Consider the following 18,574-nt stretch of genomic DNA (forward strand, 5'->3'; position numbering starts at 1 on the left):
AACGCGCCGGACAACTATCCCCATTTTCCTAACAGGGCATTGACCTTTCGTACAATCGACGATTCCTCCACTGTAAGCAGACGACCGTCCCCAACCACGATTTTTCCGTCAACCACTACATCTTTAATCGCCGTCGGCTGAAGGGAATAGACGATATGGTTGAACAGCTCGGGGGCCGGCGAGAGAGAAAGGTCGTTCAGGTCCACAGATACAAAATCCGCACGATAGCCTGAAGTAATTTCCCCGACCGGAAGCCGCAGCAGCTCGCCGCCGGCTTTGGTCCCCATATGAAAAACCTGCCCGGCGTTTATACAGGTGCCGTCCAGCCGGGTTACTTTTTGGAGCAGAGAGCACATTCTCATCTCCTCAAACACGCTGATCCGGTTATTGCTGCACGCCCCGTCCGTGCCGAGGGCCACCCTCACCCCCGCCGCCAGAAGGCCTGGTATATTCGTGACGCCGTCGGACAAGAACATATTGCTGGACGGACAGTAGGCTAATCCCGCGCGCTTTTGTCCAAGCAGCCGGATCTCCGAGTCCTCCAGCCACACCAGATGGACCCCAATCATCCGCTCATCCACAACGCCCAATTTATCGAGATAATGAACCGTCCGCAGCCCGTATTTCGCAAGGGTCTCCTCCACTTCAAACGGCTCCTCGGCCACATGGATATGAAAAGGCGTATCCAGCTCCAGCGCGAGCCTGTGACCGGCCTGGATCATCTCGGGCGAAGCGGCATGAGGGCTATGAGGCGCGGGATGAACAGTGACAAGCGGGTTCCCCTGATATTTGACAGCCAGCTCCCGTGTACGCTTCACCGCATCCGGCACCGTCTCCCTGTAGCTTGCGGGCGCCCCGCTCCAATCGTACATCGTCCGTGCCAACACGAGCCGGATGCCCAAATCCTTGGCCGCCCGGATCACGGCTTCATCCCTGGCGTTCCCGCCGTTATGCACGTAGAAGAAATCGCTGACCGTCGTCACCCCGTATTTGAGCATTTCGCCAAAGGCAAACAGCGCGCCGATGTAAATCGCTTCCTCGTTCAGGAAAGGAGTGTATTTGTACAAGGCCTGATCTCTCCATTCCAGAAAAGGCCGATCCGCCGCGATTCCCCGCAGCAGGCTCTGAAAGGAATGGTTATGGGCGTTGACCGTGCCCGGCAGGATGGCCTTTCCCGTCCAGTCGACGGCCTCTGTATGGCTGTATTTCCGCTCCAGAAGGGATTGTTCTCCCGTCTCTACGATTCGGCCGTCTTCCACCAGAATGGCCCGGTGCGGCAGGAACCGGCCGCCTTCGTAGACCTGGTCCGCTTTGAAGAGCTGCCTCAACGTCCTCATCCTTTCGCGTCCAAGATGATATCCAGATCCAGCAGCGTATACAGCAGCACATTGGCCGTCAGTTCGATATCCTCCATGCGGCTTTCCTCTTCCGGGCAATGGCTCTTTCCGCCGATGCTCGGAACGAAGAGCATTCCGCTGCGGGTAACCGATGCCAGATGAGCGGCGTCATGACCGGCCATGCTTCCGAGATGCAGGGAGGGGATCTCAAGCATATCGGCCATCCGGTCCATTACTTCAATAACGCTCCGGTCCATGGGCGCCGGGGGCTGATTCAGAATCACTTTTCGGGTCACCGCAACCCGCCGCCGCTGCCCCGATAATTCAAGCCGGCTGCTCCACTCGCTGACGATTGCCTGAAGCTGCGCCGCAGTCTCCCCGCGGAACTCCGCAAGAAAGCGGACTTCCTCCGGAATAATGTTCGGAGCGTTCGGCAGGAGCCGAAGCTGCCCGACCGTTCCGACGACTTCGGCGGCGGGAAACGTCCGGCAGATGTCCTCGGCGGCCAGAATCATTTCCGCAGCCGCGGTCAGCGCGTCGCAGCGGTCGTCCATAAGCGTCGTTCCCGCATGGTTGGCTTCCCCGCGCACCGTGACCTCCTCGCGGTAAATGCCGGTAATCGCCGTTACGACGCCAACCGGAACGCCTTGGCCGATCAGCCGTTTTCCCTGCTCGATATGCACTTCAACGAAGACGCCTGCCTCCTCCTTTGAAAGCAGCGCATGGCTCAAGCATTCCAAGCTTCCTCCCGCCTCTTCCAAAGCTTCCGTCAGCCGCTTCCCTTCCCCGTTCACCGCCCCCTCGATTTGTTCCCGCGTCAGTTTGCCCGTAACGGCCCGGCTGCCGAAGGTGGACAACCCGAACGGATTCGGCTCCTCCGCGCTGAACGATACCAGTTCAAATGGATGCCGGGTAACGATGCCCTTGTCGTTCAGCGTCCTTAACACCTCAAGTGCCATCAAGACCCCGAGCGCTCCGTCATATCGCCCTCCATTCGGGACGGTGTCGATATGCGAGCCGCAGACGATAGACGGAAGCTCCGGGTGCTCGCCGTCCCTTCTTCCCCAGATGTTGGCCGCTCCGTCTACCCGTACTCCAAAGCCTTCATCGGCTAGAGTAGCCCTGAGCCATCCCCGGGCTTCCAGATCGGCGGGAGTAAAGGCGGTCCGGTCCAGACCTCCCTGCCCGTTTCTTCCGTAGACAGCCAGCTCATGGATGCTGCGCTCCAGTCTGTCCCGGTTAATCCGCAGGCTCGTTTCGATCAACGAGGCCCCCCCCTTTTACAACCGTTCTTCCATTCTTGATCACCGTATGCACCAGGTTCATTCCGTAATAATATTGAAGCTGGCGGTAATTGGGGACATCGAACAAGACCAGATCGCCACGCTTTCCGGTCTCGATACTGCCGATTTCATCCCCCCGGCCGATCGCATAAGCCGCATTAATCGTACTTGCGACCAGAACCTCGGCGGGGGTCATCCTCATCGTCAGACACGCCGCATTCATGACGAAGGGCATGGAAACGGTAGGGGAGGAGCCCGGATTACAGTCGGTGGACAGAGCGACGGCCACTCCCCCATCGATCATGCTTCGCGCGTCGGCCGCCCGCTCCAGCAGGAACAGCGCCGTTCCGGGAAGCAGCACGGCAATGGTGCCGGACTTCGCCAAGGCGCGAATCCCTTCCTCCGAAGTCTTCAGCAGATGCTCGGCTGAGACGGCTCCGAGCTTCGCGGCAAGCTCCGCTCCGCCGAAATTCTCCGCGATTTCATCGGCATGGATTTTCAGCTTGAAGCCGAGTCTTCCGGCCGCCTCCAGAATCCTCCCGGACTCTGCGATATCGAAGACCCCCTGTTCGCAGAACACATCGCAGTATTCGGCCAGCCCGCGCTCGGCGACAGCCGGAAGCATTTCCTCGATCACCAGATCGACATAGCTCTCCGGGTAACTTCGGTATTCTTCGGGAACCGCATGGGCTCCCATGAATGTAGGGACCACATCGATAGGATGGCGGCGGTCAAGCTCCCGCGCCGCTCGCAGCTGCTTTAGCTCATCCTTTACCGTCAGACCGTAGCCGCTCTTGGCCTCAATCGTTGTGACGCCGTGAAGCAGGAAACGATCAAGCCGGACCAAGGCTTGCCGGATCAGCTCCTCTTCGGAAGCCTCCCTTGTGCTCCTCGCCGTATTCAAAATGCCTCCGCCCCGCTTCAGAATGTCGGTATATTTTTCCCCTTGAAGTCGAAGCTCCAGCTCATTCTCACGGCTTCCGGCATACACGACATGAGTATGGGGATCGACTAGCCCGGGCGCAACGACCTTGCCGGAGGCGTCAATCACTTCAACATCGCCAAGTCTGGAGCCCAGAAATTGCGCTGCCAGCGCATCCGAACCGGCGAAGACGATCATTCCGTCCTCAATCACGACGCTTCCGTCCGCGATGATTCCAAGCATCGACATGCCCTTGCCCGTTCTAGGGCCATGTCCGGTGTCCATGCAAAGAAGCTGTGAAGCGGATTTTACATATGTCAATTTCCCCATATTCCGACCTCCTTTACTGCAATCCCGGGATTTGGATTCCCTTGTTCCTCGCGGTTTCCATGGCAAGCTCATACCCGGCATCCGCGTGACGGACGACGCCCATGCCGGGATCTGTCGTCAGTACGCGCTCCAGCCGTCTGCCGGCATCCTCCGTCCCGTCCGCAACGACAACCATTCCCGCGTGCAGCGAATACCCCATGCCGACCCCGCCGCCATGATGCACCGACACCCAGCTCGCCCCGGCGGCGGTGTTGACGAGAGCATTCAGGATCGGCCAGTCTGCCACAGCGTCGCTGCCGTCCTTCATGCGCTCGGTCTCCCGGTTGGGGGAGGCCACCGATCCGGCGTCGAGGTGATCCCGGCCGATCACAGTCGGTGCGCTCAGCTCACCGGATGCCACCATCTCGTTGATGATCTTCCCGAAGCGGGCGCGCTCGCCGTAGCCAAGCCAGCAGATGCGGGCCGGCAGCCCCTGAAACGCCACCTTCTCGCGCGCCAGCCGAATCCATTTGCACAGCCCTTCGTTGTCTGCAAATTCGCGCAAGATCACTTCATCGGTCTTGTAAATATCCTCCGGGTCGCCCGACAGTGCCACCCAGCGAAACGGCCCTTTTCCCTCGCAAAATTGCGGACGGATATAGGCCGGGACGAATCCCGGAAAAGCAAAGGCGTCCTTAACGCCTTCATCGAAGGCAATTTGCCGGATGTTATTGCCATAATCGAAGGTGATGGCCCCCTGACGTTTCATTTCGAGCATGGCCCGCACATGAACGGCGATGGAGGCTTTCGCCTGCCGGATGTACTGCTCCGGGCTGCTGTTCCTCAGCAAGCTCCCCTCTTCCAGCGTCAACCCTGCCGGCAAATAGCCGTTCATCGGGTCATGCGCCGAGGTCTGATCGGTAACGATGTCGGGAATAAAGCCCCGGCGGATCATCTCCGGCAGCACCTCCGCGGCATTGCCCACGAGACCGATGGAAAGGGGCCGCTTGTGCCCCTTCGCTTCTGCGGCTAAGGCAAGCGCATCGTCAAGATCCTCCGCCAGCAGGTCGCAGTAGCGGGTTCCGATTCTTTTTAAAATCCGGGACTTGTCAACGTCTATGCCGATTACGACGCCATCATTCATCGTAACGGCGAGCGGCTGGGCTCCTCCCATGCCTCCCATACCGGCGGTCACCGTGATCGTCCCCTTCAAAGCGCCCCCGAAATGCTGCCTGGCTAATTCTGCAAACGTTTCGTAGGTCCCCTGAAGAATCCCCTGCGTACCGATATAGATCCAGCTCCCGGCGGTCATCTGGCCGTACATTATCAGCCCTTTTTTATCGAGTTCATGAAAGGTGTCCCAGTTCGCCCAGGCAGGAACCAGATTGGAGTTCGCCAGCAGCACGCGGGGCGAGTCCTTGGTCGTTCTGAATATCGCCACAGGCTTCCCCGACTGAATCAGCAGCGTTTCGTCCTCTTCAAGCTCCTTCAGAGAGGCGACGATCCGGTCGAATGCCTCCCAGCTGCGGGCCGCCCGGCCGATGCCGCCGTAGACGACGAGCTGATCCGGATGCTCCGCCACCTCAGGGTCCAGATTGTTCATCAGCATACGTAAGGCGGCCTCCTGCACCCAGCCCTTGGTGTTCAGTTTCGTGCCGCGCGGAGCGCGGATAATACGCCCATGATCCGGCATTCAAAATCCCCCTTCCATGCCCCAGTCCTGCGTCTTCATACGGTGCGCGAGCCGCTCGATATCTCCGCTCATGGATCGGTCTTCCGTCAAGGGAGGCACGACCGAACGAATCAGGCCAAGCAGCTTCCGGGTTGCCGGAGCAAGACGCTCGGCCCCCCTGATTTCCGCAGCCTGAGCCGCACAGATCGCCTCAATCGCCAGCACCTTGTAGCCATTCCCGACGATGAGAGCTGCGTGCCGTGCCGCCGTTGTGCCCATGCTGACATGGTCCTCCTGGTTCGCTGACGAAGGAATAGAATCCACGCTGGAGGGATGCGCCAGCGTCTTGTTCTCCGAGACCAGCGAGGCCGCGACATATTGGGCGATCATCATGCCGGACTGCAGGCCCGGATCGGGGCTCAGGAAAGCCGGCAGGTCGCTTAGCTGCGGATTCACGAGCCGTTCGATTCGGCGCTCGGAGATGCTGGCGATTTCGGCCATACCAATGCCAAGGAAATCCATCGCGAAGGCAATGGGCTGGCCGTGAAAATTGCCGCCTGAAACCACCTCGCCGGTATCCGGGAACACGAGCGGATTATCCGTTGCCGAATTGATCTCGATGAGCAGTTTCTCCCTCACGTAGGCAAGCACCTGCCGAACTGCACCGTGCACCTGGGGAATGCACCTAAGGGAATAAGCGTCCTGGGTGCGGATTTCTCCCTGCGCGGTCGTAAGCGCGCTGCCGTTCAGCATGTCAAGAATGCGCCCGGCGACAAGCCTCTGCTCCGGGTAAGGCCTTACCAGATGGGAACCGGGCGCGAAGACGTCGGTTATTCCTCTCAGCGCTTCAAGCGTCAGGGCCGCAACGCCGTCTGCAAGGGCGGCAAGACGGCCAGCCTCCAGATAGGCCATCACTCCGATCGCCGTCATCGCCTGCGTGCCGTTGATTAACGCCAGCCCTTCCTTGGCCCGCAGTCTGATCGGCGTAAGGCCTCCCCGGCGCAGCGCCTCGGAGCCGGATATCCGCTCCCCTTGCACCAGCGCTTCTCCTTCCCCCACAAGCACGAGCGCCAAATGCGAGAGCGGCGCCAGATCGCCGCTTGCTCCAAGCGAGCCCTGGGAGGGGATGACCGGGGTGATTCCGCCGTTCAGCATATCGATAAGCAGCTGCAGCGCGTCCGCCGTAATGCCGGAGTAGCCTTTGGCCAGTGCGTTGGCTCTCAGCAGCAGCATCGTTCGGACCGTATCCGGGGGCAGCGGCTCCCCGACGGCGCAGGCGTGGCTGCGGATCAGGTTGAGCTGCAGCTTCTCCGCATCTTTGGCCGAAATAACGGTATCGCTGAATTTCCCGAAACCTGTCGTTACCCCGTACACACTTCGTCCCTGCTTTACAATAGAATCAATTACCGCTCTGGATTGGTTGACCTTGACCCGGGCCTCATCGCTGATCTTCACCTTGTCTCCGGAGAATATCGCGCCGGCGACCTGTTTCAGCGTCAGACTGTCTCCGTCGAGTTGTATCACCGGAACCCCTCCTTCTCATAGCTGCACAGGAAAAAAGACAAAAAGGGCCATGCCCGGGAAGCGAAATTTCCAGGCATAGCCCTGAATGGACGGTTAATTTTGAGCCGTACAGCCTCTTCTTTGATTTGACCGTTTCATCCGGCTCCACCCTTCCTGTGGCAACCCTGTGCAAGCGGCTTAAATCGTTGTAATGAGACTATATGTATAAGCGGCGGCGGATATTCAACCGGTCACAGGTTATTTTTAACGTACAATGTCTTCCAGCGCCCGGCAAAGGGCCTCCATTTCTTCATCCGTCCCGATACTGATTCGCAAATAATTGTCGATTCTGGGCTTGGCAAAATAACGGACGATGATATCCCGCTGCCGGAGGGCATCGAATAGCTCGGCGGCCGGAATCCCGGGATGCGTCGCAAAAATAAAATTAGCCCGCGAGTCAATCACCTCGAACTGCAATTCCCGCAGCGACTTGACCGTATGCTCCCGGGTCTCAACGATCCGGCGCACATTGCGCTCAAACGCTGCCGTATCCCGAAGCGACTGCTCCCCGCCGACCTGGGCAACGGCATCCAAAGTGTAGGAGTTGATGCTGTTCTTCACCCGGTTCAGGCCTTCGATCAGTTCGCTCTGCCCCAGAGCCAGCCCAATGCGCAGCCCTGCAAGCGAACGCGACTTGGAAAACGTGTGAACGACAAGCAGGTTCGGATAATCCGGAATCAGCGGCACGCAGGATTCGCCGCCGAAATCGATGTACGCTTCGTCGATGATGACGACTTTATCCGGATTATGCTCAAGAATTTGCCGGATACGGTCGACGGGGGTGAATTTTCCGGTTGGCGCATTCGGATTGGCGAGCAGAACGCCGCCGTTCGGCCCAAAAAAAGATTCAAGAGGGATGTCGAAATGCTCGTCCAGCGGGATTTTTTCATAGGAGATCTCGAACAGTCTGGCATACACTTCATAGAAGCTGTACGTAATGTCGGGGAATAGGATCGTCTCTCCCGGGTTGAAAAAAGCCTTGAAGCAAAAAGCCAAAATTTCGTCCGAGCCGTTGCCGGCAAAAATATAATCCAAAGGGAGTTCATAGTAGTCGGCGGCTGCTTGCCGGAGTCCCTTGCATTCCGGGTCGGGATACAGCTTGAGCCGTTCAGATACGGCGGCTTTCATCGCTTCCAGCACCTGATCCGACGGCGGGTATGGATTCTCGTTCGTGTTCAGCTTGATAACCTTCCTGGCTCCCGGCTGTTCACCGGGTACATAGGGGGTAATGCCTTTTACCGTTTCGCTCCAATATTTACTCATGCCCGCACTCCTTTTCCAGTATCTAATTCGCTCACTTTACGGTTTCGACAAATTCAAGAAGGTCCGTTGGTTTTTCAAATTTGAACTTGGCGTCGATGTTCTCCTGATTAATGCAGCCCCACACCGCAAGGCCAAAGTCGATGCCCGCGTCTCTCGCACACTGATAATCATAGATGGTGTCACCGATATAAATGGATTTCCGGGGATCGGCGCCCGAAATTTCGAGATATTTCAGCAATGGCTCGGGATTCGGCTTATGCTTTGTCGTATCGCTTGAGCAGACGGTGTAAGCCATGTAATCCGTAAGTCCGAACGGGTTGAAATCGTCGATCACTTCCTGAGACGTCTTTGAGGTCACGACGCCGACCGTTGCTTTTTTCTTCTTCAGCCCTTCAAGCAACTCGTTAATCCCATCGAACACCTTAGCCGTATCAAAGAACTCATGGATGAAATGATTCCACCGGTCATGAGCCCGCTTCACATCCTCAATGCCCAGCTGCGGCAGCGAATCCTTGCCGGGAAGACCCAGCACGAAGGTAAGCTTCTCCCTCTCCACCACTCTGCCGTAGTCGTTTTTGAGCATGGTTTGCAGCCCACGGATCACCGCCTCTTCGGTATCGATCAATGTTCCGTCGACATCAAAAATAATGGAATTGTACATGCTTTTCTCCTCCATCTCCTAGTGTGATCGTTTGCCAAAAATGCCTTATGATATAGTTAGATCATATTTTATGCAAGGAATGCGGTCAACAAAGACCGAAACCGGAGGCGAGTATGAGACAGGAATTTGTAACGCTGACGCATTGGGACGACGGGTACTGGAGAGCAGCCGGTACGATCTACCGGGAAGCTTTCCCCAGCGGGGCCAAACCGGAGGGATTGCTGCGAAGCATGCTGGAAATGGGAATCGCGGTCATGCATGTTCTCATGTATGGGGACGAGGCGGAAGCGATGGCGGTGACGGGACTGGCCGGGTCCGCGCCGGACACCAAGCTGATTATTGATTACATGGCCGTCCGGGCGGATTTGCGAGGCAAAGGCATCGGAAGAGCGTTTCTCGGCAAAATCCGGGACTGGGCCGTCAAGGCGCACGGCGTCTCGGCGATTATCATTGAGGTGGAAGCCGGGGATACGCCCGCGCATGCCGAGCGGTTTCACTTCTGGGAGCGCTGCGGCTTCATCAAGACCGCGTATGTCCATCAATACATTTGGGTTCCGGAGCCGTACACGGCAATGCTGCTGCCGCTGAATCTCGAAGTGGCAGTCACGGACGACGGCCGTTCCCTTTTCCGGTATATCGAATCTTTTCACAAACGGGCCTATCGCCGGGGATAGACTATACCGCTACATAACGAAAAGAAAAGCACCGATTGGTGCCCCTCTCGATCTACAAAAAACAAGCTCTGCGGCTAACGTCGCAGAGCATTAATGGTGAGAAGTGAACGTTCTATGCGAATACCCTCTTGCTAGGGTAATTTCCCTGAAATCCATTTACGAAGAATCGACCTTCGCAAAGATCTTCTTCTGCCTTTCAGATAGTACATGGGTGAATCAACTACCTTTCGGAATTACACACTTCATGTCTTTCCAGCCGACAATTGATACCTTCCACTTCCCACCTGATTATTATTACCCGAAATGGAGCCTGCCGAAACCGTCCCGGCATGTTTATTGAAAAGGTTGTGCCGACCCAAGATTCCTTGTTTTCACAGGACCTACAGCGAGCCTGCGGCAAAGGTGTCTCCGCCCTCAATGGTCCCCGACTCAAACCCTTTATTGAACCACGTCTTCCTCTGCTCCGAAGTGCCGTGCGTGAAGGTTTCCGGGACGGCGTAGCCTCTGGCCTTCTCCTGCAAAGTATCATCGCCCACAGCGCTTGCCGCGTTCAGGGCCTCGTCAATGTCCCCCGCTTCGAGCAAATTCTTGTCCTGTGCGTAATGCGCCCAGACGCCGGCCAAGTAATCCGCCTGCAGCTCGAACCGGACCTGATACGCGTTGTCCTGCTGCATACGGGAAGCGTATTTATCCGTAGTGCCGAGCAGTGTCTGCACATGGTGTCCAACCTCATGGGCAATGACATAAGCCATCGCAAAGTCACCGGGAGCCTGGAACCTCTGCTGAAGCTCGTCATAGAAGCTTAAATCGATATACAGCTTATGGTCGCCCGGACAATAGAACGGGCCTACCGCCGAGCTTGAGGTGCCGCAGGCCGATTGAACGCTGTTCGTATATAAGACAAGCTTCGGTTTTTCATACGAAAGCCCTTTCTGTCTGAATACTTCAGACCAGACATCCTCCGTATCGGCGAGAACAACGGATACAAACTTTTCCAGCTCCTGCTCCTGTTTGGACGGCTGGTATTCGCCGGAGGTTTGAGTGCTGGTTGTGGTCGTCGTGATGTTGTCCAGGATATCGCCAGGATTCCCGCCGAGCAGCATGATGATCAGATAAATGATAATCCCGCCCACTCCAAGCCCTCCGCCGATAACCGCTTTGCCTCCCATGCCTCTGCGGTCTTCCACGTTCGAGCTTCCTCTTCTCCCCTGCCACTTCATTTGCGTCATCTCCTTCCGCAGATGTTGTAGAACAGCCGGACTGCATTGTATGACACTAGTGATTACCCAGGATCGGCGGTTTTCGTCACATTTGGATTGTGTAAATTTTAAGGGTCTGAAGGCAAAACAAAGACGAGAGCCTCCAGTATGGAAGCCCTCGCCGCTTACTTTTTAATTCAAAAGGATGCGTATTTTCTTCGGTTATAGTCTTCTAACCGATATCAGGCATGGAAATCCCGGCCGTCCAGCACTGCCGGGACGTAGCCTGCGCGGATGACGAAATCGCCGAAATGCTCGCCGCCCTCCCGTTCCTTCGCGTACCGGTTGAAGATCGGCCCCAGCGTCCCCAGAATCTCGGTTTCTCCGATATTCTCTTTGTACAGCTTGCTCAGCCGATCGCCGGTAAAGCTGCCTCCCAAATACATATTGTATTTGCCCGGAGCCTTGCCGATGAATGCCAGCTCCGCCAGCGCCGGGCGGGCGCAGCCGTTCGGGCAGCCGGTCATGCGGATAACAATGTCCTCGTCGCGGAGCCCGGCTTCTTCCAGCATCAGATCAAGCTTGTCCAGCAGCTCCGGCAGATAGCGCTCGGACTCGGCCATAGCCAGGCCGCAGGTCGGAAGCGCCACGCAGGCCATCGAATTCCGGCGCAGCGCCGAGTATTGAATGCCGTCGGTCAATCCGTATTCCTTGATCAGACCTTCGATTTTCTTCTTATTGCGGCTCGTAATGCCGCCGATGATCAGGTTCTGGTTAGCCGTCAGACGGAAGTCGCCCGTATGGACCTTGGCGATTTCGCGCAGGCCCGTCATCAGCGGATATCCTTCCTCATCCTTGATCCGGCCGTTCTGGATGAAGAGCGTGAAATGCCATTTGCCGTCGCTTCCCTTGACCCAGCCGTAACGGTCGCCGTTATGGTCAAACTTGAAAGGACGCGCATCCTGCAGCGCCCAGCCGAGGCGCTCGGTCAGCTCGCCGGTGAACCAATCGAGGCCCCGGTCGTCAAGTGTATATTTGAAACGGGCATGCTTGCGGACGGCGCGGTCGCCGTAATCCCGTTGAATGGTAACCGTCTTCTCGGCCACGTCGATCAGCTGCTCCGGCGTAATGAAGCCAATGACCTTGGCAAGCTGCGGGTAGGTCTTCGGATCGCCATGGGTCATGCCCATGCCACCGCCTACGCTTACGTTGAAGCCTGCAAGGCGGCCGTCTTCGATAATCGCGATAAGGCCCAGATCCTGGGAGAACACGTCCACATCATTGGACGGGGGTACGGCAATCCCGATCTTGAACTTGCGCGGCAGATAGACTGGGCCGTAAATCGGCTCCTGCTCGGCGCCGTCCTGGCTGTCGACGACCTTTTCGCCGTCCAGCCAGATTTCGTAATACGCTCTCGAACGCGGATCGAGATGATCGCTGACCTTGCTCGCCAACTCGTAGACCTCAGAGTGAATCTCCGATTGGTACGGATTCGGGTTGCACATGACGTTGCGGTTCACGTCGCCGCAGGCGGCAAGCGTGCTCAGCAGCGAATCGTTGACTTCCTTAATCGTCTTTTTCAGATTCCATTTGATGACGCCGTGAAGCTGGAAAGACTGGCGGGTCGTCAAACGGATGGTGCCGTTGCCGTATTTATGGGAAACCCGGTCCATCATCAGCCATTGATCGGGTGTAACGACCCCGCCGGCTGCGCGAACGCGGAGCATGAATTGGTAAGCCGGCTCCAGTTTCGATTTGGCCCGCTCAGCCCGGAGGTCACGGTCATCCTGCATGTAGCTGCCGTGATGCTTCATCAGGCGGTTATCGTCCTCGGGAATGGAGCCTGTGAGGGGATCGGCCAACGTCTCCGTGAGGCTTCCCCGCAAATAATTACTTCTGCGCTTGATATCCTCCACATCGCTGTGGGGAGCGTCATGCGGCGGATATTTTTCGTAAACTGCCATGTTGCTCTACTCCTCTCGGCGATTGATTGTTGCGGGCTTAATATACATCGCGCTGGTAACGTTTTTGCTGCTGCATCTGGGTCAAATATTCGGCGGCTGCCTCCGGGCTGAGTCCGCCCTCCTGCTCGAGAATCGCGGCAAGCGCCTTGTGGACGTCATGCGCCATTTTCTTCTCGTCGCCGCATACATATACCACGGCGCCTTCCTGCAGCCACAGGTACAGTTCGCTTGCTTTCTCCAGCATGCGGTGCTGGACGTAGACTTTCTTGTCGGTATCCCGGGAGAATGCGACATCCATCCGGGTCAGCACGCCTTCCTTGAGCCAGCGCTGCCATTCAACCTGGTACAGGAAGTCGGTGGAGAAATGCTGGTCGCCATAGAACAGCCATGTCTTGCCTTGCGCCCCGGTCTCCTCGCGCTCTCCAAGAAAAGCGCGGAAAGGAGCGACACCCGTTCCCGGTCCGATCATGATTACCGGCGCGTCCGGGTTCTCCGGAAGCTTGAAATTCGAATTACTCTGAATGAACAACGGCAGTTTGTCCCCCGGCTGAATCCGTTCCGCCAGCTGGACGGAGCAGACGCCGTAGCGGTCTCTTCCCCGGGTCTCGTAGCGTACCGCGCGGACCGTGATATGGACCTCGTCCGGGTACGCTTCCGGACTACTGGAAATGGAGTACAGCCGTGCAGGAAGCTTCCGCAGAATCTTCACGAAATTAGCGGCCGGAATGCCGGTCAGGGCATAATCCTGCACGAGATCAAGCAAATCCCGGTCCTCGGCATACGCCCGAAGCTCCTGCTCGCGGCCCGGCGCCAGCAGCTCCTTCAGCCCGCTTCCAGGCGCCAGAGCGGCCGCCTGCTCAAGCAGCGGCTTGGTCAGTACCGTGATTTCATAATGGCGTAGGAGCGCTTCGCGAAGCGGAAGCTCGCCGCTTTTGCCCGCCGGAACCGGCTCTTCCGGCTTCCAGCCAGCAGCCTGGATCAGTTCATCAACAAGCCGCGGATGATTCTCGGGATACACCCCGAGGCTGTCGCCCGGCTCGTATTTCAGATTGGAGCCTTCCAGAGAAAGCTCGAGATGACGGGTTTCACGGTCCGAGCCGCGCCCGTTGAGGTTCAGATTCTCCAGCACCTCGGCGTAGAACGGATTGCTTCTCGAATATTCCGATTCGGTTCCGGTCTCCGCGAGGACGGCCTCGGCGTTGCCCGCCGCATGAATCGGGGTTCCTTCCTCGAGAGCGGCAATAACGGCGTTCATCCACTCGGCGGCCGGCTCTTCGAAATCGACGTCGCAATCGGTCCGGGGAACGATGCGCTTGCCTCCCAGCTCCTCCAGACGCACATCGAAATCCTTGCCTGTCTTGCAGAAGAATTCATAGGACATATCCCCAAGCGCCAGTACGGAGTAACGCAGCGAAGAAAGCACCGGCGCCCGTTTGCTGTGCAGGAATTCATAGAAGGAAATCGCGTTGTCCGGCGGCTCCCCTTCACCGTGGGTGCTTACCAGAACAAGAAGGTTCTCGACCTTCTTGAGCGTATTCGGTTTGAAATCGCTCATTGCGGACAGAACGACCTTGAATCCGAGCTCCTCGAGTCTCTTGGCGAATTTCTTCGCCAGTCTGCGGGCGTTATCCGTCTGTGATCCGAAAAGCACGGTTACTTCCTTCGTTATCGCGCTCACAGGCGCAGACACAGCCTGTACATTCACAGCCGAAACCGCTCCAACTGAAGGCGCGAGGGCCGCAGCCCCGAGAGCTGTCAGATAACCGCTGAGCCAGACCCGCTGGCCTTCCGAAAGGGTTGGCAGAAGACGGTTCAGCAGCTCCGCCTGCTCCTGATTAAACGGACTATTCGTTACTTGAAGTTCCAACAATATCCACCCGCCTCATGTTCATCTTAATAAATTCCAAGTATTTTTATCTCATTTAGTATATCCCTCTTTAGAACCTATCATAGTAGGTGAGACAGGTCAATTATTATCATTTTATAGCTTTTATCAGTTATAGTTATAAACGAACAGTTGTTTATACAGAGAACTGGGGGTAATATTTTGCTGACAACATCCAAATGGCTCAAAGCCGCCTACGGACTGCTCGTAACAGCCGTGATTCTGGCTATGTTTCCGAAGTATTCTTATAATGATCCGGATACCTTCTGGCACATCGAGCTCGGGCAGTATATGATTCGGAACCATACCGTGCTGCATCACGCCATACATACTTTTTACGGGGACAGGCTGCCCTATATTCCGCATGAATTCGGGTTTCAACTGGTCGCTGCGGGCCTGTATATGGCGTTCGGCTGGCCCGGTGTTTATCTGCTGACGGCATTCTGTCTGTTTCTGTTAATTCTGGGGCTGCTGCAGATGGCCAAAATTTCGCGCAGGGAGCTGGGCTTCAAGGAAGATCATCCGCTTCTTCTGCCTTTTGTGCTGCTGATTTCAGTGTGGATTTACTACAACTACTTCAAGGGCCGGCCGCAGATGGTTTCGTCGTGGATGATTGTGTGGTTCTTTGTATATTTGCGAAGGTTCCAGATCCGGCCACTGCTTAAACCGGCGGCTGCCATGCTCGCCCTCTCGCTGGGAATCGCCAATTTTCATGCGGGGGTCTGGCTTGTTATCGTTGTGTTCACGGGAATGGCCGTCCTCGAAGCCTGGATTGCGCGGAAGCTGGATAAACGGCGCATGTTTGTTTTTGCCGGGGTGGTCCTGGCCGGTCTCCCCAATCCGGGGGGCATCAAGAGCCTGCTGTACATATTGACGGTGAGCAAAAATAACTTCAACATGCTGATCAACGAATGGCAGCCAATCGCGTTTGGCAAATGGGATACGTCGGCCATGACGCTGCTGCTTCTGTTTTTTGCCCTGACCCTCCCCTTCTCGCTGTACCGGAAGCCGTTCCGGTTCTTTCTGATGCTGGGAATTCTGTATCTCGGTGTATCCAACTTTAAGCAGAACCTGTTCATGTGGCTGTTCATTCCGTATTTCGCCGGGGCGTTCTTTGAAGCTTTTCCATGGATGCGGAAGGCCGATCTTCGGTTAAAGCCATGGATAATCAAGACCGCGCTTGCAGGAGGCCTGCTCATCAACTGCATTCTCAATTTCACTTCCCCTCCTGCTGTGAGCGCCCGCAGCTACCCCGTCGATGAGATGGCATATATTTTAAAATATCATACGGGAACCGCACGTCCGAAAGTGCTGGCGCCCTACGGCTCCTCCGGCTATGTGATGTACCGGGGAGGCGACGTTCTGTGCGACGGCAGGCAGGACCCTTTCATCACCCGCGAATCGCTCGGCGCATACGGCTGGACCGCATTCGAGCGGTCGATGTACGGCTTCTCCGACGCATTGCCGGACATTGCGGCCTACGACAAGCCCGAATACATCATTGTCCGCAGCAACGCTTCCACACGCCTGTTCGAGGGCTGGCGAAAAGCCTTCGGCGAGCCCGTCTACCGGGGGCGCTTTGGCAGCGTGTTCTTCTATGACGGCGGCAAAAAAACGTAAACGGACAACCTCTCACCCGCATCATCCCCTATACCAAACGGTTGGGTAAAAAAACGGCTTGGCCCTCTCTCATTCGGAGAAGAGCCAAGCCGTTTCTATTTAGTGTGCCAACAGGGGGAGGTGAAGCGTTACCGTCGTCCCTTCTGCGGGCTCGCTTGCGATGGATATTGAGCCGCCGTGTGCCCGCATAAGCCGTTCCGCGATGGCCAGCCCAAGGCCCGTTCCCCCCTGCGCCCGGCTTCGCGATTTGTCTGCTCTGTAAAAACGCTGGAACACATGCGGCAGATCCTCATCCGTAATCCCGATTCCTCGGTCAATGACCGAAATGCCGACGCTTCCGCCGGTCACCGCAGCTGAAACAGATATTTCCTTGCGCTCCGCGGAATATTTGACGGCATTGTCCAGCACGATGAGCAGCACCTGCTCCAGAAGATGATGCTTCATGTTAACCTTGGCTCCAGCAGCCGGATCAAGCCTGCGCTGAAACACGAACTCGGGATACAGCAGCTCGAAATTTTGGACGGCATAGTTAACCGTATCAATCACCGGCGTTGCGGAAAAATCGCCGTCGCTCCGCAAGGCTTCCGCGCGGGTAAGCTCCAGCAAATCGTTGACGATGTTCTTCAGCCGCCCAAGCTCCTGTACCGAGACCTGGAGCGACTCCTCCAAAATATCCGGATTATTCTTGCCCCAACGGTTCAGCAGCGAGATATGCCCCTCGATAATGGAGATCGGTGTCCTTAGCTCATGAGAGGCGTCCGCTACAAACTGCTGCTGGTTGTGAAACGCCTGCTCCAATTGGTTCATCAGTTCATTGAAGACATTGGCGAGGTTGCCGAGCTCGTCTTTGCCGTTGGGAACGGCTACCCGCTCCTGCAGACCTTTGCGCTTGATATTGTTCATCGTAACCGTCAATTCGCGGATCGGGCCCAGCAGCTTGCGGGACAGGAAGATTCCGCCCAGTCCGCTAAGTAGGAACGCTCCGAGGAACCCGGCCAGCATGACAGCAAGCAGCATCCGGCTCAGCTTGTCCGAGTTCTCCAGATTATTCACAATCTCGATCGTTCCGGTAAAGGACGCCGTGCCAACGGGTCTACGAATGACCAACAGATGGTCATCGCCGTGCCACGCGGTAACAGATGCGGTGCTGTATGCCTGTCTCGGAGCGATCCAATCTTCCGGCAGATTGTCGGAGACCGTAAGGACGGGAGTGCCCTGCCTGTCCAAAATCCGGATCATCTGATTCCTCGAGTTCAGACTTTCAATGAACGGCCGGATGCTTCGGACGGACGACTCCTTCACCTGCTCAATTTCGAAATAGCTGCTGATTTCCTCCGCGCTCTTCAGCGCAGCGCTCTCGGTCTCGGCGAACATCCAGTTGTTGATGACTATATACTGAATCGCGTTGTAAGCAATAAATAAAATACACATTAATGCTGCCGCCCATAATGTCATTTTCCAGCGGATGGACAGCCGGGCCAGCCCGTTTCTCAGCCTGCTCATCTCCGCATCACGTAGCCGAGGCCGCGCAGCGTCTGGATCAGGCTCGGTTTACCCTGCTCGTCGATTTTGTTCCGGATATAGCTGATGTATACATCGACCGCTTTGCTGTCAACCTCGGAGTCGTAACCCCAGATGGCTTCCATCAGCATCTCGCGCGTCATGACCCGTCCCAGATTCTCCATCAGTTCCTGCAAAATCTCGAACTCCCGCTTCGTCAATTCGATGGCCGTTCCATTCTTCGTTACCGTCCGTCCTTCCACGTCCAGCTCCAGATCCGAGCAGCGCAGGACCCGGGACTTGTTAGCTTGGCCTGACCGGCGAAGCAGGGACCGCATCCGGGCCAGCAGCTCTTCAATGTCAAAAGGCTTCGAAATATAATCGTCCGCCCCGCTGTCCAGCCCCGCTACTTTGTCGGCCAATCCGTCTCTTGCCGTAATCATGATAATCGGTGTTTCCTTGGCCGCCCGAATATGGGTGCAGACCGCCAGCCCGTTCAATCCCGGCAGCATCAGGTCAAGCAGCACCATATCCCATTCCTCTTCGAGGGCCAGCTCCTGGCCTTTTTTTCCGTCATAGGCAACCGTAACCGAGTAACCCGCATGCTGAAGCTCCAATTCGATGAAGCGCGCCAAATTTTTCTCGTCCTCGATCAGAAGTATTTTATGCATAGGCTGTCCTTTCGTTTCCGCATCCATTTACGTGATTACTCTGTCTATTCT

14 protein-coding genes are annotated in these 18,574 nt (G+C 56.6%); 2 read left to right on the forward strand and 12 right to left on the reverse strand.

Annotated elements, in window-relative coordinates:
* Window positions 1-14 precede the first annotated feature (14 nt).
* From G5B47_RS00245 to G5B47_RS00275, 7 genes are all read right to left on the reverse strand, one after another.
* A complete protein-coding gene (locus tag G5B47_RS00245) occupies window positions 15-1,328 on the reverse strand; it encodes an amidohydrolase family protein (RefSeq protein ID WP_235950009.1) in 1,314 nt (437 codons plus the stop codon).
* A 5-nt stretch (window positions 1,329-1,333) separates the two neighbouring features.
* A complete protein-coding gene (locus G5B47_RS00250; RefSeq protein ID WP_165093178.1) occupies window positions 1,334-2,602 on the reverse strand; it encodes a Zn-dependent hydrolase in 1,269 nt (422 codons plus the stop codon).
* The gene (gene hutI, locus G5B47_RS00255; protein WP_165093180.1) at window positions 2,577-3,872 is read right to left on the reverse strand and encodes an imidazolonepropionase; all 1,296 of its coding nucleotides are present in this window, start codon (window positions 3,870-3,872) and stop codon (window positions 2,577-2,579) included. The genes G5B47_RS00250 and hutI overlap by 26 nt, the downstream gene beginning before the upstream one ends.
* Before the next feature lie 13 nt (window positions 3,873-3,885).
* Complete coding sequence (gene hutU / locus G5B47_RS00260; protein WP_165093182.1) at window positions 3,886-5,544, reverse strand: urocanate hydratase; 1,659 nt, start codon at window positions 5,542-5,544, stop codon at window positions 3,886-3,888.
* Window positions 5,545-7,047 (reverse strand): histidine ammonia-lyase, encoded by a 1,503-nt coding sequence (hutH, locus tag G5B47_RS00265; RefSeq protein ID WP_165093184.1) that lies wholly within the window; start codon window positions 7,045-7,047, stop codon window positions 5,545-5,547.
* Between the two features lie 243 nt (window positions 7,048-7,290).
* Window positions 7,291-8,349 carry a histidinol-phosphate transaminase gene (hisC, locus tag G5B47_RS00270; protein ID WP_165093186.1) on the reverse strand — a complete coding sequence of 353 codons (1,059 nt, stop codon included), beginning with the start codon at window positions 8,347-8,349 and terminating at the stop codon, window positions 7,291-7,293.
* Between the two features lie 31 nt (window positions 8,350-8,380).
* Window positions 8,381-9,010, reverse strand: a complete 630-nt coding sequence (locus G5B47_RS00275; protein ID WP_165093188.1) for an HAD family hydrolase — start codon at window positions 9,008-9,010, stop codon at window positions 8,381-8,383.
* 113 nt (window positions 9,011-9,123) lie between these two features.
* Between G5B47_RS00275 and G5B47_RS00280 the strand changes: the two genes are divergently transcribed.
* Window positions 9,124-9,684, forward strand: coding sequence for a GNAT family N-acetyltransferase (locus G5B47_RS00280; protein WP_165093190.1), 561 nt, complete (start codon window positions 9,124-9,126; stop codon window positions 9,682-9,684).
* Between the two features lie 380 nt (window positions 9,685-10,064).
* Here the strand turns inward: G5B47_RS00280 and ypfJ are convergent, their stop codons facing one another.
* From ypfJ to G5B47_RS00295, 3 genes are all read right to left on the reverse strand, one after another.
* Window positions 10,065-10,904 (reverse strand): KPN_02809 family neutral zinc metallopeptidase, encoded by an 840-nt coding sequence (gene ypfJ, locus G5B47_RS00285; protein WP_165093191.1) that lies wholly within the window; start codon window positions 10,902-10,904, stop codon window positions 10,065-10,067.
* A gap of 221 nt (window positions 10,905-11,125) precedes the next feature.
* A complete protein-coding gene (gene cysI, locus G5B47_RS00290; protein WP_165093193.1) occupies window positions 11,126-12,847 on the reverse strand; it encodes an assimilatory sulfite reductase (NADPH) hemoprotein subunit in 1,722 nt (573 codons plus the stop codon).
* Window positions 12,848-12,884: 37 nt separating this feature from the next.
* The gene (locus G5B47_RS00295; RefSeq protein WP_165095303.1) at window positions 12,885-14,714 is read right to left on the reverse strand and encodes an assimilatory sulfite reductase (NADPH) flavoprotein subunit; all 1,830 of its coding nucleotides are present in this window, start codon (window positions 14,712-14,714) and stop codon (window positions 12,885-12,887) included.
* A 180-nt stretch (window positions 14,715-14,894) separates the two neighbouring features.
* Between G5B47_RS00295 and G5B47_RS00300 the strand changes: the two genes are divergently transcribed.
* Window positions 14,895-16,352, forward strand: coding sequence for a hypothetical protein (locus G5B47_RS00300; RefSeq protein ID WP_165093195.1), 1,458 nt, complete (start codon window positions 14,895-14,897; stop codon window positions 16,350-16,352).
* A gap of 99 nt (window positions 16,353-16,451) precedes the next feature.
* Here G5B47_RS00300 and G5B47_RS00305 read toward each other — a convergent pair whose 3' ends face one another.
* Both G5B47_RS00305 and G5B47_RS00310 read right to left on the reverse strand, forming a co-directional pair.
* Window positions 16,452-17,855, reverse strand: coding sequence for a HAMP domain-containing histidine kinase (locus G5B47_RS00305; protein ID WP_165093196.1), 1,404 nt, complete (start codon window positions 17,853-17,855; stop codon window positions 16,452-16,454).
* Window positions 17,852-18,523: a response regulator transcription factor gene (locus tag G5B47_RS00310; protein WP_165093197.1), complete on the reverse strand. Its 672-nt coding sequence runs from the start codon at window positions 18,521-18,523 to the stop codon at window positions 17,852-17,854. Before G5B47_RS00310 ends, G5B47_RS00305 begins: the two co-directional genes overlap by 4 nt.
* Window positions 18,524-18,574 lie beyond the last annotated feature (51 nt).

It is taken from the genome of Paenibacillus apii, from assembly GCF_011043685.1.
Lineage (GTDB): Bacteria > Bacillota > Bacilli > Paenibacillales > Paenibacillaceae > Paenibacillus_AQ > Paenibacillus_AQ sabinae.